Origin of the sequence: Mesorhizobium sp. CA16, assembly GCF_020165175.1 — a bacterium.
Lineage (GTDB): Bacteria > Pseudomonadota > Alphaproteobacteria > Rhizobiales > Rhizobiaceae > Mesorhizobium.
This window is the reverse complement of sequence record NZ_JAIUHP010000001.1, coordinates 114,960-129,395: the sequence shown is the minus strand read 5'-3', so window position 1 is coordinate 129,395 and position 14,436 is coordinate 114,960. Positions and strand designations below refer to the sequence as shown.

Below are 14,436 nucleotides of genomic sequence, written 5' to 3'. Positions count from 1 at the left end.
CATTCAGGGGCGCGGTTTGCGCCCCTGAATTCGCTGGCGACTGCGACCGATCAGTCAGCTAATTGAAATGCCAAAGCGCTGCCAAAGAGCGCGAAGCAAAGTCGCCGAACAAAGGGAAGAAATCTCGATATGCGTACTCATGCACAAGCCGTTGTCATTGGCGGTGGTCTGATCGGCTGCTCGATCCTCTATCATCTCGCCAAGTTCGGCTGGACGGATGTCGTGCTTCTGGAACGCAGCGAGCTGACCTCCGGTTCGACCTGGCACGCGGCCGCCAACATCCACGGCCTGCATGATTCCACCAATATCAGCCGGCTGCAGCACTACACGATGGCGCTCTACAAGGAGCTGGAAGCGGAGACCGGCCAGGGCTGTGGTATCTTCCAGCCGGGTTCGCTCTATCTGGCCCAGACCGAGGCCCGCGAGCATCAGCTGCGGCTGCAGGAAGCCAAGGCGCGGCGCTACAAGATGAACTTCTACGAGGTCGGTCGCGACGAAGCGGAGCGACTGCATCCGCTGGTCGATTTCGACGGCATTCGTTGCATCATGTATGAGCCGGAGGGCGGCAATGTCGATCCGTCGGGCGTGACGGCGGCTTACGCCGCGGGGGCGCGGCAGCGCGGCGCGGAGATCCATCGCTTCACCCCGGTCACGGCGACCGAGGCGCAAGCGGACGGCAGCTGGATCGTGCGCACGCCAAAGGGCGATATCCGCACCCAATGGGTAGTCAACGCCGCCGGCCTGTGGGGCAGGGAGGTCGCCGCCATGGCCGGGCTGCAACTCCCGCTGATCCCGACCGAGCACCAGTATTTCGTCACCGAAACCATTCCGGAAATCGCCTCGATGGGCCGACGCCTGCCGTCGGTCGCCGACCGCGATGGCGAATATTATCTGCGCCAGGAAGGCCTCGGGCTGCTGATCGGCGCCTACGAGCGCAACATGAAATTCTGGGCCGAGGACGGCACGCCGATGGATTTCGGCCATGAGCTGTTTCCCGACGATCTCGACCGCATCGAGGAAAACATGATGCGCGCCATCCAGCGCGTGCCGGCGGTCGCGGCCGCCGGCGTCAAGAAGGTGATCAACGGTCCGATGATCTGGTCTCCCGACAGCGCGGTGCTGTTCGGACCGGCGCCGGAGCTCAGCAATTATTTCTGCTGCAACGGCATTATCCCCGGCTTCTCGCAATCAGGCGGCATGGGCAAGCTCGCCGCCGAGTGGATGATCGAGGGAGAGCCTTCGCTCGACATGTTCGGCTGGGATATGGCGCGCTTCGGCCATTGGGCCGGCAAGGCCTTCACCAAGGCGCGCGTGCAGGACCAGTACAGCCACCGTTTCAAGATCCATTTCCCGAACGAGGAGCGCGCCGCCGGCCGTCCGGTGCGGACACGGCCGGTTTACGAGATGCAGAAGGAGATGGGCGCCGTGTTCGGCCTCAATTTCGGCTGGGAGCATCCGCTTTGGTTCGCGGCCGAAGGCGAGCCGCGCGAGGAAACGATCGGCTTCACTCGGCAGAACTGGTGGGGGCCGGTCGGCCGCGAGGCGCGTATGCTGCGCGAGTATGCCGGCATCATCGACATCTCCAATTTTGCCAAATACGAGATAAAGGGGCCGGACGCGGAAGCCTGGCTGAACGCGCTCTTCGCCAATCGCATGCCGACTAAGGTCGGCAACTCTTGCCTGACGCCGCTGATCGGCAAGCGCGGCGGCATTGCCGGCGACTTCACCGTGACCAGGCTGGCGGAAGACGAGTTCATGGTGATCGGCTCGGGCATGGCCGAACGCTTCCACCAGCGCTTCTTCAAATCGGTGCCGCTGCCGGAAGGCACGACCTTCCGCTCGCGTACCGAGGATCTCGGCGGCTTCAACGTCGCCGGCCCGAAATCGCGCGAGCTCCTGCAGCGGCTCACCAATGATGATCTGTCGAACGAGGCCTTCCCGTTCATGCGCTCGCGGCAGATCACCGTCGCCGGCGTCGATGTCGTGGCGTTGAGGGTTTCCTTCACCGGCGATCTTGGCTGGGAGCTGCACTGCAAGTCGGCCGACCAGGTCGAGCTCTACCGCGCGCTGCTCAAGGCGGGCGCGGAAGTCGGCGCCGGGCCGGTCGGCTCACGGGCACTGATGTCGCTGCGCGTCGAAAAGGGCTATGGCAGCTGGAGCCGCGAATACTCGCCGGAATACTGGCCGCAGGAGGTCAAGCTCGATCGCCTGATCAAGACGGACAAGCAATTCCTCAACCGCGACGCCTATCTCGCCGTCGCCGACAAGCCGGCGCGGGATGAACTCATCATGCTTTCCGTGTCGGCCAAGGACGCGGACGCCACCGGCGGCGAGCCGATCTTCCTGCCGGACGGCACGCCGATCGGCCAGGTGTCATCGGGCGCCTATGGCTATTTCGTCGAGCAGTCGCTGGCGATGGGCTACGTCAAGGCTGGAACCGCCAAGGCCGGCGACAAGGTGACTGTCGCCATACTGGGCAGGCCGCATGATGCGGTGCTGCTCGCGCATCCGCCCTTCGACCCGGAAGGCAAGCGGCTGCGGTCGTAAGGCGCGAACAGCCGGCCACCGCGAGCACACCAGTTTAGAAGAGGACTTCAGACAACTAAAAACAAAGGGGAATCGCATGATCACGCGGTATTTGCTGGGCACGATGCTCGCCCTGGTCCTAACGTCCGCCGCACAGGCGGCCGACATCAAGGTCGTCAACGACGATGCCTGGTTCGCCGAAGGTCCTATCTGGTATCAGGACAAGCTGTTTTACGTCGAATATGGCCGCGGCACGGTCACTGTCTGGGACGGCAAGAAGAACGACATTTTCTGGAAGATGGATGGCTGCGGCCCCTCGGCCGTGCTGCCGACCACCACCGGCGAGTTCCTCGTCACCTGCTACGACAACAACACGATCGGCCGCATCTCGGCCGACGGCAAGACGCTGCCTGCCTATGACAAGGACACGGACGGCAAGCCGTTCAGCGGACCGAACGATTTCGCGCCGGATAAGGATGGTGGCGTCTATTTCACGGGCTCCGGCAAGGGCGGTCCGCTGATCGACGCTTCGGCCTATTACATCGGCAAGGACGGCAGCGTGAAGAAGGTCGCCGGCGACCTGCACAATGCCAACGGCCTTGTCATGTCGAATGACGGCAAGATCCTCTATCTGGTCGAGACCGAGGACAACCGGATCATCGAGTTCGACGTTTCGTCCGACCACACCTTGAGCAACCGCCGCGTGTTCCTGCGGCTCGACGATCTGTTCCCGAACCAGCCGCATATCTGGCCCGACGGCATCAAGATGGACAAAGAAGGCGAGATGTATATCGGCCAGAGCCCGCGCTCGCTCGACTCGCCAGGCAAGATCATCGTCGTGGACAAGGACGCCAAGCTCTTGCGCACGCTTTCGGTGCCGTCGCCGTCGATGCCGAACTTCGCCTTCGGACCGGACGAGAAGGTGCTTTATGTGATGGCGCTCGACCAGATCGATGCAGCACCCTGGCACGGCAAGGTCTATAAGGTGCCGAATAAATAGAGACTTCGCTGGTAACGGCTCGGTGGCTTAGCCGCCGAACCGGTCCAGCCAGTGGCGGGCGAGGTCGGAGCGGCGGCAGACCCAGATGTCGGGATTGGCGGTGATCTTGTCGAGGAAGCGATCCAGCCCGACCATTCGCCCCGGCCGCGCCGCCAGGCGGCAATGCAGCGACACCGTCATCATGCGCGGGGTCTTCTGGCCTTCCTTCAGCAGCCAGTCGACGCCGTCGCTGACATAGTCGAAGAACTGGCTACCGGTCTCCAAGCCTGAACCGCGCGAAAAGCGGCTGTCGTTGTTGTCGAAGCTGTGCGGCACGACGAGGTGCCGCTTGGCGCCGACATCGACGAAATAGGGCAGGTCGTCATTGTAGTCGTCGCAGTCGAACAGGAAGCCGCCATGCTCGACCACCAGCCTTCTCGTGTTGAGGCTTGGCCGGCCGGTGTACCACCCGAGGGGATCGATGCCGGTGATGTTTCGCACCGTGTCCACCGTCATGGCGATGTGCTGGCGCTCTTCCTCCTCGCTGAGCGGGGCGTAGTCGATCCAGCGCCAGCCGTGACAGACGATGTCGCTGCCAAGTGCTGCGATCACCTTGCCAGCCGCCGGGTTGATCTCAAGCGCGCGCCCGACAATGTAGAAGGTCGGGATGACGCCCTTGTCCCGGAACAGCGAGATGAGCCGCCAGACGCCGACACGCGAACCGTATTCATAAAGCGATTCCATGTTGCGGTTGCGCAGCCCCGGCACGGCGGGAGCGACGGCGAGATCGGACAGGATCGTTTCGGAGACGCCGTCGCCTTCGCCGATCGAGTATTCCGCACCTTCCTCGTAATTGACGACGATGTTGAGCGCCAACTTTGCGCCGCCGGGCCACTCGGCCGGCGGAGGCCGCTCGCCATAGCCGATGAAATCGCGAGCGGGCAGGTACGGTGCGTCTGACGTCATGAAATCCCCTCGGATGAAGCCCTTACCAGCATTGCCGGCCGCGCAGGGCGGTCAGGATACGCAGCGCGCGGTCCATGACTTCCTGCGGCCCGATGGTGATGCGCAGGCAGTCCGTCAGGCCGTAACCGGAGAGGCCGCGCACGATAATGTCGACGCCGCGCAGGGCACTGTCGGCGGCGGCCGCTGCCGCCGCGTCGGCAAAACGCGCCAGAACGAAATTGGTCCGGCTTTCGGGGACTTCGTATCCGGCCGCTCGCAAGCCTTGCGCGAAGCGGTCGCGAATGTCGGCGGTGTGGGTTACGATTGCGCTCGTATAGGCTTGGTCCTCTAGCGCCGCGACGGCCATGGCGAGGCTCACCGTCGAGACTTGGTTGGAGTTCTGCATCTTGCGCACCTCGGCGGCGATCCGCGGCGCGAACAAGCCCCAGCCGATGCGGGCGCCGGCCAGGCCGTAGGCCTTGGACAGACTGCGCAGGACGACGGTGTCGCCGCGTCCGGCCAGCGCGAAGACGGCTTGCGGATCCTGGTCGTCGAATTCGTCATAGGCCTGGTCGATCATCAGGAGAATGTCGCCTGGAAGCGCCACGCGCAGGCGCAGCAGCTCCGCGTTCCTGATGCGCGTGCCGGTCGGGTTGCCCGGATTGCAGACGAACACGATACGCGTCGCCGACGTCACCGCCGCCAGGACGGCGTCGATCGAGACCTCAAAGCCGCGCTCCTGCGCTTTGGCATAGGTCGCCCCGACGCGCGCGGCCGCCGAGGCGGCGAAATTATAGGCATAGTCCGTACCCAGCACGTCAGCGCCCGGTCCGGCGAAGGCCGCGATGGTGCAGGCAATTAGCTCCATCGAACCCGCGCCGCACAGGATGAGATCGCGCTCGATCCCATAGGTTCTTGCGATCGCGTCGCGCAGCAAGGTCCAGTCCGGGTCCGGGTAGAGATGGCTGCGTGCCACAGCGACCCGGCCGGCTTCGATTGCCTTCGGGCTAGGCGGGAAGGCGCTCTCGTTCTGGGCTAGCGTGGGCCGGTCGAAGCCACCGAAATTCGCCAAGGCAAAAGCGGACATGGCCTTGACATGGGTAGTTGCTTTCACAGGCACGGCATATCCATGCAGGTCTGGCGACCAAATTTGTCGGCAAGGTCTTCCGGAACGGAAGCTATGGCACCGCGACCAAGCCGCAAAGCAAAATTAGCCGGTGCAATGACTGCGGGAATCTGGCCCATGGGAGGGTGTCCAGGCTCTTTTCTTGGATCACATAGGCCGGCCTGAAGTCTCTGCTATCAGCGCCTCCGGGCTAATCATGTTATTTTTCAATGACTTAGCGGTTTCGCGGCCTTGTGGGCGTCAGATTCAGCTGACTTCGTCGGCCCTGCCGCTGACGCCCGCCTGGATCAGCCGGTCGGCGAGGATCGCCAGGAAGGCGATCGACAGGCCGGCGATCAGGCCCATGCCGGCATCGGCCTTGCCGAGCGCGACATAGACTGCCTGGCCAAGATCGCGCGTGCCGACGAGCGCGGCGATTGCCAGCATCGACAGCGCCGCCATGATGGTCTGGTTGAGGCCAAGCATGACGACCGGCAAAGCCAGCGGCAGCTTGGCCTGCAGCAAGGTCTGCATCGGCGTCGCGCCCATCTGCTCGACCGCCTCGACGACATCGGGACGGACATGCCGCAGCCCGTGCTCGACATAGCGGATCGGCGGCACGATGGCGTAGAGCATGATGGCGATCAGCGCCGTGAACTCGCCCACCTTGAAGAACATCAGCGCCGGGATGAGGAAGACGAATTGCGGCATGGTCTGCAACGCGTCGCAGATCGGTTTCAGGATATGCGAGACTCGATCGTTATGCGCCGCCCATGTGCCGAGCGCGCCGCCGATCAGAAGGCAGAGCAGGACCGCCAGCGTGCAGAGATAGAGCGACTGCACCAGTTGCGGCCACAGCCCGTTGACCAGGATCAGCCCGAAGCCGACAAGCGCGAAAAAACCGAGCCGCGGCCCGGCCACCTGGCCGGCAAGCAACGCGACGGCAAGGATGAAGGCAGGCCAGGGGAGATCGAGAAAGCCGGTATAGAGAACAAGGCCGGCGGCCAGCACGGCCAGCGCCCCGCGCCAACCGAAGCCGCGCAGCGCCAATACGGCCAAGGCCAACACCAGGACGAGATAGGCGGCGAGCACCGAAGATGGCAATGTGAAGCCCCACATTGCCGGCGTCGCCGAGCCGGCAATGCCGACGCGCATCGGCAGAAGCAGGCAGTAGAGCACCGCATTGCGCACGCCGTTGAAGAACCAGGCGTAGTCGCGCACGAGCGCCAGCAGCCATTGGTTGACGGCGCCCATCTGCATGCGCAGACCGGTTTCCGGCAGAAGCGCCGCATCTGGCGCGGCCAATCGGATGACCACGGCGAGAGCCAGCGCACCCGCCAGTGACAAGGCCAACCGGCGCGGCGTCATCCAGCGCATGGCGGGCGTCGGCCCGGTCTCCGGCGCCTTCGCGAAGCCGATGGTGAGGCGGTCGATGAGGATGGCGAGCAGCGCGATGACGAGGCCGGAGAGGATGCTCTGGCCGAACTCGGCCTTGCGCATCGAGGAGAGCACCTCCCAGCCAATATCCTCGAAGCCACCGATAATGGCGGCGACGATGACCATCGACAGCGCCGCCATGGTCGTCTGGTTGAAGCCGACGAGAAGCTGCGGCAGCGCAGTCGGCACCTCGACCTGCCAGAATTGCTGACGGCGTGTGCAGCCGCTCATCAAGCCGGCCTCGCTGATGGCCGCCGGCACACGGTCCAATCCGAGCATGGTGTTGCGGACCATCGGCGGCGTCGCATAGATCGCCGAGGCGATCAGCCCAACCACCGGACCGAAGCCGAACAGGAGCAGGAGCGGAATGAGATAGGCGAAGGCCGGCACCGTCTGCATCAGGTCGAGCGCGCCGAGCAGGACCGGACGCCAGCGCGGGCGGGCGTAACCCAGAAAGCCAAGCAGGAAGCCGAGCACGGTGGAGATCGGCACCGCCAGCAGCACCAGCGCCAGCGTGTTCATGCTCTGCGGCCAGTAGCCGGCGAGCAGGATATAGGCGAGCGTGGCGAGCGCGAAGATCGCCAACCGCTCACCGCCCGACTTCAGCGCAAGGGCGGCGATCGCCAGCATCACCGCCGGCCAGGGCAGCCAGGCGAGCGCCAGCCGCGCGCCGCGCATCGGCGCATCGAGCAAAGCGGACAGCGCCCGGAAGGCTGGTTGGATGACGGCGACGACAATGTCGGTCACGGCGTTGATGTAGGTAGCCAGCGGCAGCGTCCATTGCTTGGGGAAATTGACCAGCCAGGGAAGCTCGGTTTTGAGAAGCAGGCAAAGCGCCGTCAGGATGGCCAGGCCGCACCAAGGCAGAAGCGCCGGTTCCACCACGAACCGCGATGAGGGTCGAAATGCCGCCGCCGGCGCCGTCATGAGTTCTTGCGCCTTGCCTGCTCGCGTTCGAGCACCGCGAGCACGGCGCTGGCGTCGAGCACCGCCGGCGGGCTGTCACCCACCCCGGAAACGGTGAAGGCCGTGGCGCCCGCGGCGAGTTGCGGGATGAGCGCCTCGAGGCTGGTGTCGGCGACGACGCTTCGTTCCGGCAACAGCGCGCCATTGGCGGGCGTGGCGATGTCGCCGGCCGTGATGACGCGCAACAGCGGCATGTCCTCGGTGAACTGCGCGACATAGTCGTCGGCCGGGTTGAGCACGATGTCGGCGGGACGGCCGATTTGCACGATCTTGCCGGCCCGCATGATCGCCAGCCTGTCGGCAAGCCGGAAGGCCTCGGCGATATCGTGGGTGATGAAGATGATAGTCTTTTTCAGCATGCGCTGCAGGCGCAGGAACTCATCCTGCATCTGCTTGCGGATCAGCGGATCGAGCGCCGAGAACGGCTCGTCAAGAAACCAGAGCTCCGGCCCCACCGCAAGCGAACGGGCGATGCCGACGCGCTGCTGCTGGCCGCCGGAGAGCTGGTGCGGGAAGGATGCCTCGCGGCCTTCGAGTCCGACCAGCGCGATCATCTCGCGGGCGCGCGCCTCGCGTTCCTTCGCCGGCTTGCCCTGAATTTTCAGCGGGAAGGCGACATTGCCCAACACGTTCAGATGCGGCAGCAGGCCGAAATTCTGGAACACCATGCCCATGGCGTGGCGGCGCAGCTCGATCAGCTCCTTGCCGCTGGCGGCAAGCAGGTTCCTACCGTCGAGCAGTATCTCGCCGGCGCTCGGCTCGACCAGGCGCGACAGGCAGCGCACCAGGGTCGACTTACCGGAGCCGGACAGACCCATGATGACGAATATCTCGCCGGTCGCCACCTCGAAGCTGGCATCGACCACGGCCGGCAGATGCGCCTCGGCGCGCAGGCGCTCGGCCAGCGCATCGGGATCGATGATATAGCCGCGCGAGTCGAAGTAATAGGCCGGGCGCCGGCCATAGACCTTCCAGACATTTCGGCAGGCAAGCTTTATCGGACGCGCGGCCGTGTTCATCCTCAACCACCCGTGCCGATCGCCCGCCCGGCTCCGCGCAGTGCGGAAACCGGGCCTATGGTGCCCTCAGCCTTTGCCAGGCACATCGGCGAATTATCCCTTGGCGGCGTCGAGCCAAGGTTTCCACACCGTCTCGTTCTTGTCGATCCATTCCTTGACGACGGCGTCGAGATCCTTGCCTTGCTTGTCGACGGCCAGCATCATCTTCTGCTGCTCGGTCGCATCCATCTTGAAGGCCTTGAGGAAGGCGTAAGCCGCCGGCCATTTGGCGCCAAAGCCCGACCAGACGATCTTGTCGACGTCGGGGGGCGTGATGCAGTGCTCGTTGGTCTGCTCCTTGCAGGGCGGCATCGTCACCCAGCCGACGTCGTTCTCGGCCAGCGCGTAGTGCGGACCCCAGAACATCATGATGAGCGGCGTCTTGGCGGCTTCGGCGGCTTCCAACTCGGCCACCAGCGCGCCTTCGGAGCCCGACGGCACAGCGGTGTAGGGCATGTTGTTGTCGGCAAGGATGGTGGCCGCGCGCGAGCCCCAATCGGCCGGGTAATCGAGGAAGCGGCCATTGGGCGCGGTTTCGGGCGTCGCCAATGCCTGCACGCATTCGGGCTTGTTCAGCGCAGTCCAGTCCGGCAGGCCGGGGCAGACCTTTTCCATGAATTTCGGATAGATCCAGCCTTCCTGCGTCTTCAGATCGAGCTTGCCGATATCCTCGATCTGCTTGGCGGCCAGCACTTTCGGATAGATGTCGCCGACATTGTTCAACCAGATCTCGACCGATGCGCTGAGCGAGCCGTCGGCGAGGCCCGAAAATTGCGGGAAATTGCCGGCGGTGACGTATTCGACCTTATAGCCGAGCTTCTCCAGAAGCTGGCCTGCGATGTGCGTGGAGACGTGCGCGCCCGTCCATTCCAGCATGGCGAGCTTGATCGGCTCGTCCTTCGCGCCAAGATCGGCGCTTTGCCCGGCCGTCGTTGCGGCAAGCATCAGCGCGAGGCCAAGACCGGCCCCTTGCAAGGCATTTCTTATTTTCATGTCAGTTCCCCTGTCTGTTGATGGTCCTTCCGTCTATGCCGGTCTCCTCCCACGAGACCGGAATCCATCGCCCCCCACCGACGCTACCACAAGGCGCCGCCGGTGATCTGGATGTTTTCCATGGTGATCCCCCTGGCGAGGTCCGAGCAAAGGAAGACGGCGAGCGCCGCGATTTCCTCCGGCTGCATCATGCGCCCCTGGGGATTGCCTTTCCTGAACTCGTCCATCAGTTCCTCTGCGCTGCGACCCTTGCCTTCGCGCTCGACGACCTGCGCCACGTTGCGGCGCATCAGCTCGGTCTCGACCCAGGTCGGACTGATCATGACGCAGGTGACGCCGTGTGCCGCGCCTTCGAGCGCCACGCAACGCGTCAGCCCGAGCAGGCCGGCCTTGGATGCGCAGTAAGCAGGATTGTCCTTCCAGCCGACGGAAGCCGCGGTCGAGCCGATGTTGACGATGCGGCCCCAGCCGCGTTCGATCATGCCGGGCAGGACCGCGCGGGTCGTACGGAACGCCCCGGTGAGATTGGTGTCGACGATCTTATCCCAGAGCTCGTCGGAATGGCCGCAGACCGGTTGCTCGGCCGTGGTGCCGGCGGCGTTGACCAGGATGTCTGCCGGACCGACTGCCGCCTGGGCTTCGGCAAAGAAGAGATTGGTGAGCGCGCTGTCGCGCACGTCGAGATGGGCGGCGTGCGCCTTGGTGCCGTGGGCGGCCAGCGCTGACTTGATGCGCTCGATCTCGTCGGCGCCGGGATAGTAGGCGGCATCCGCCCTGTCCGCCTGCGGCGGCGCCACGTAGGAGCCGACGGCGACATTGGCGCCGGCCTTGGCGAGCGCCGTGGCGATGGCAAAACCCATGCCGGAAAAGCCGCCGGTAACGATGGCGCTGCGGCCGGTGAGGTTGGTCATCGCGAACGTGCTCCGTGTTCACACTGCAAGATAGCCTCCGTCGACGACCATTTCGGAGCCGGTGACGAATTTCGATTCGTCCGAGGCGAGGTAGAGGACCATGTAGGCGATGTCGTTGGGTTCGCCGAGGAAGCCGATCGGATGGCGCGACAGCGCCTTCGCCTTCTCCTGCTCGAGCGTGCCCAGATCGCGCAGATAATTCTCGGTCTGCGGCGTCCAGATATAGCCGGGGTGGATCGAATTGCAGCGGATGCCGTAGCGCTGCTCGGCACAGTGTACGGCCACCGCCTTGGTCAAGGTGCGCACGCCGCCCTTGGAGGCGCAGTAGGCGGCAAGATCCGCCTCGCCGATGACGCCGTCGATGGAAGAGAGATTGATGATCGATCCGCCGCCGGATTTCTTCATCAGCTTGATGCCTTCCTGGCAGCCGAGGAAGACGCCGTCGAGGTTGATCGCCATGGTGCGCCGCCATTCGGCTAAAGAGGTATCCTCGATGTTCCGAGCGATGGCGATGCCGGCATTGTTGACCAGCACGTCGAGCCGGCCGAAGCGCTGCTCGATCGCCGCCATGGCGGCAGACCAATCCTCGGGCTTCGAGACGTCATGGCGAAGCGCCAACGCCTCGCCGCCAACTTTGACAATCTGCGCCGCCGTATCGCCGGCGAGCCTCTCGTCTATGTCGCTGACGACGAGCCTGGCGCCTTCCGACGCCAGCAAAAGCGACGACGCCCGTCCGAGGCCGAGACCGGCCCCGGTAACGAGCGCCACCTTACCTGCGACGCGGCCCATTTGCGGCATCAGCCTCCTTTGTTCGACGGCTCCAGCGGCTTGCCAAGCCAATCGCGATAGAACCCTTCGAGATCGGGCTCGAAATCATGCACGATCGGATAGCCGGGCGCCGCCGCCTCGACTTCATGCAGCGTGCCACATTCAGGGCAGATGAATTCGCGGATCTCCATCCAGTCCGGATCCGGCAGATCGCTGTTGGGGTAGATCTCGCGCAGCGTCTCCTCGCTATCGCGCACGATGATCGCCGCCTTCAGCTTCCAGTTCTTGCGATAGTCGCCGAAGGAATGGCCGCATTCGCATTTCGTCACCCGCTCGTCACCGCTTTGGCAGATGAAGAGATGATCGCCGACCGGAAGCAGGATCGGATCGTTCCAGCCGACGCGGTCCTGCAGCACCGAGACATATTTGAAGAAGCGGTCGTCGTCCTTGTAGGCGCTCATGATGCGGCGCGTCTGCGGCCAGGGCAGCGTGCCGGCAACCAGGTCGGCGATGACTTCCTTGCTGTATGAGGTCATGGTCCCTTACTCCACGCCGAAGGTCGATTTGGCGTCGACATCCCAGAAGGTCGAAAAATCCTTGGTGAAGCGCGGCGAAAGCTTGATCGCGCTGACATACATCTTCCTCACCTCGGGCGCGAAATCGGCCGCCTTCACCCGCTCGCGCTCCCTGGCGATCCACTCCGAAACCGGCTTTGCACGAGCCAAACGTCGCGCCCGCATCTCGGCACGATGGCGGTTGGTGGCCTCCAGATTGGCGATCGGGAAGCCTTCCTCGTCCTCATCGAGCACGATGCCGAAGATGCCTTCGGCAGCCTCCTTGGTGAGGAAGCCGTTCTCGACATCCCAGGCGGTCTTGACCGGATCGCGCTCGAGCACATCGCCGTAACCGCCGCCGCCATTGTAGGAATGGGTGAAGACGTCGCCGGTCTTATGCGGCGCTGTGATATAAGGCCCTTCCAGCGTCACATGCTCGCCTTCCAGCCGGACCTCGAGTTCGGAGCGGTACGGGTTGGTGCCGGTGTGGTGGGCCAGCGGCGCGCCATTTTCGGCCAGCTCGAAGATGTTGCTCTCGCGCACGGCGCGGTGCTTCTGGCAGGTCGGCGCCGGATAGCCGCCGCAAAGCCCGCCATTGTCGAACACGCGCGAGGAATGTTCGGACGTGACCAGCCTGAGATGATCGGTCTTGCTCACCAGCCAGGTCGACAGGAAGGAGCAGCCGCCGCGATATTTGCCGGCGCCGCCGGAATTGGGAACGATGGACCTGCCGATATAGAGCATCGGCATGTTCTGTTCCCAGATCTCGATATTGCCCATGTCGGATTCCGGGTTCCAGCCGACATAGGCGGTGTCCAAGCCGTCCTTGATCGCGAGCGCGCCGGACCCGGCGGCGGCGCATTCGAAATGCGCCATGCCGAAGGGCGTGCCGTATTGGCTGGTGCCCCCCATCTCGATCATCGGGCTGTTGACCTGGCCGACAAAGGCCTCCTCGACGAAGCCGCGGGCGATGAAGGAGCGCGACAGGAGCCGCTGGAAGACGCCATAGGCGGGCAAAAGCAACGCCCAGGAAGTCGCCGTCGCCACCATCTCGTTGTCGGGGTTGGTCCAGGTGCCCTTGGGCAGCTTCAGTTCGGTCGCCATCCAGGCGCCGTCATTAACGAGACCTTCGAAATTCATGTGCTGCGTCAGCGTCACGAACATGCCGCCATCCATGCCGGCCGGCGTGCAGTTCATCGAATGGTAGCCCCAGGGCTGCGTGCCCTCGAAGTCCATGACGATCTTGCCGTCGGTGGTGATCTCCATCTCGATCGGCATGTTGTAGAGCCAGTCGGGATCGCCGAGCGGCTGGTAGCCGGGCTTGCCCTTGGTGACGTGCCCGTAAAAAGTGTGGCCGCGATAGATGCCAGGCACAGTGAGCTGGCGCGTGCGGGCGAGCTGGGCGCGGCGGCCCTCCTCAATGAATTCCTTCGACACCTGCATCCAGTAGGCGAGGCCGATCTCGTCGATCAGCGCCTTGACGCTTTCGCGCATGTCGATGCACGACGCCACCTTGGCCTTCTCGTCCAGCACCCAGTAGATCGGCATGCGGAGATTGCGCTCGCAGCGGATGACGTAGTCGCGCCGAAGCTCGTCGTTCTCGCCGACCTTCTCGGCGCAGACGAACAGGCCTTCGGTGAAACGTTCCTGCGCGAGCGCGACGTCGCCGCCGGGCGTGATGCCTCCGGCTTCGAGTTCATGGCAGACCGCACCGGCCCAGCCGACGAGCTTGCCGGAATGGAAGATCGGCACCACGTCCATCACGTCCGGCACCTGGACGGTGCCGATGAAGGCGTCATTGTTGGCGAAGATGTCGCCATCACGGATCTGCGGGTTTTCCTCGTAGCCGTTGCGGATCATCCATTTGATGAAACGGCTCATCGTGTGCACATGCACCATGATGCCGTTGGAAAGCGCGATGGCATCGCCTTCCGGCGTGTAGATGGCGACGACCATCTCGCCGACCTCGCGCACGCCGGGCGAGGCGGAGATGCGGCGCGCCATCTCGCGGGCCGATACGCAGTAGGCGCGCAATTTGGTGTGCAGCGTCTCGAATTTCAGCGGATCCTGGTTGCGCAGCTTGAGCTCGGTGATGCCGTCATAGCAGCCGGTCTCGTCCATCAGCCGTTCGGATTCGAGCAGCCTTTCGCGGATGCGCAGCGCAGAGGCGGGTTTGTCCAGCATGGCGTTCGCC

At 64.2% G+C, this 14,436-nt stretch carries 12 protein-coding genes; 2 read left to right on the top strand and 10 right to left on the bottom strand.

Annotated elements, in window-relative coordinates:
- The first annotated feature begins 129 nt into the window (after window positions 1-129).
- Together LB525_RS00590 and LB525_RS00585 are read left to right on the top strand one after the other, a co-directional pair.
- On the top strand, window positions 130-2,547 hold the full coding sequence (locus LB525_RS00590) for an FAD-dependent oxidoreductase (RefSeq protein WP_224542996.1): 2,418 nt from the start codon (window positions 130-132) through the stop codon (window positions 2,545-2,547).
- Between the two features lie 76 nt (window positions 2,548-2,623).
- The gene (locus LB525_RS00585) at window positions 2,624-3,526 is read left to right on the top strand and encodes an SMP-30/gluconolactonase/LRE family protein (protein WP_224542995.1); all 903 of its coding nucleotides are present in this window, start codon (window positions 2,624-2,626) and stop codon (window positions 3,524-3,526) included.
- Between the two features lie 27 nt (window positions 3,527-3,553).
- Here the strand turns inward: LB525_RS00585 and LB525_RS00580 are convergent, their stop codons facing one another.
- The 10 genes from LB525_RS00580 to LB525_RS00540 all read right to left on the bottom strand — a co-directional run bounded on the left by LB525_RS00580 (window position 3,554) and on the right by LB525_RS00540 (window position 14,426).
- Window positions 3,554-4,471: an allantoinase PuuE gene (locus LB525_RS00580; protein WP_224542994.1), complete on the bottom strand. Its 918-nt coding sequence runs from the start codon at window positions 4,469-4,471 to the stop codon at window positions 3,554-3,556.
- A gap of 22 nt (window positions 4,472-4,493) precedes the next feature.
- The gene (locus LB525_RS00575) at window positions 4,494-5,570 is read right to left on the bottom strand and encodes a pyridoxal phosphate-dependent aminotransferase (RefSeq protein ID WP_224542993.1); all 1,077 of its coding nucleotides are present in this window, start codon (window positions 5,568-5,570) and stop codon (window positions 4,494-4,496) included.
- Window positions 5,561-5,695 (bottom strand): hypothetical protein, encoded by a 135-nt coding sequence (locus tag LB525_RS28495; protein ID WP_263490720.1) that lies wholly within the window; start codon window positions 5,693-5,695, stop codon window positions 5,561-5,563. Before LB525_RS28495 ends, LB525_RS00575 begins: the two co-directional genes overlap by 10 nt.
- A gap of 127 nt (window positions 5,696-5,822) precedes the next feature.
- The gene (locus LB525_RS00570; protein WP_224542992.1) at window positions 5,823-7,874 is read right to left on the bottom strand and encodes an ABC transporter permease; all 2,052 of its coding nucleotides are present in this window, start codon (window positions 7,872-7,874) and stop codon (window positions 5,823-5,825) included.
- 41 nt (window positions 7,875-7,915) lie between these two features.
- Window positions 7,916-8,977, bottom strand: coding sequence for a glycine betaine/L-proline ABC transporter ATP-binding protein (locus LB525_RS00565; protein ID WP_140839232.1), 1,062 nt, complete (start codon window positions 8,975-8,977; stop codon window positions 7,916-7,918).
- Between the two features lie 93 nt (window positions 8,978-9,070).
- Window positions 9,071-10,009 (bottom strand): ABC transporter substrate-binding protein, encoded by a 939-nt coding sequence (locus tag LB525_RS00560; protein WP_224542991.1) that lies wholly within the window; start codon window positions 10,007-10,009, stop codon window positions 9,071-9,073.
- Window positions 10,010-10,092: 83 nt separating this feature from the next.
- Window positions 10,093-10,920, bottom strand: a complete 828-nt coding sequence (locus LB525_RS00555; protein ID WP_224542990.1) for an SDR family NAD(P)-dependent oxidoreductase — start codon at window positions 10,918-10,920, stop codon at window positions 10,093-10,095.
- Between the two features lie 18 nt (window positions 10,921-10,938).
- Complete coding sequence (locus LB525_RS00550) at window positions 10,939-11,709, bottom strand: glucose 1-dehydrogenase (protein ID WP_224523148.1); 771 nt, start codon at window positions 11,707-11,709, stop codon at window positions 10,939-10,941.
- Window positions 11,710-11,717: 8 nt separating this feature from the next.
- Complete coding sequence (locus tag LB525_RS00545; RefSeq protein ID WP_224542989.1) at window positions 11,718-12,224, bottom strand: acetone carboxylase subunit gamma; 507 nt, start codon at window positions 12,222-12,224, stop codon at window positions 11,718-11,720.
- A 6-nt stretch (window positions 12,225-12,230) separates the two neighbouring features.
- Window positions 12,231-14,426 (bottom strand): hydantoinase B/oxoprolinase family protein, encoded by a 2,196-nt coding sequence (locus LB525_RS00540; protein WP_224542988.1) that lies wholly within the window; start codon window positions 14,424-14,426, stop codon window positions 12,231-12,233.
- Window positions 14,427-14,436 lie beyond the last annotated feature (10 nt).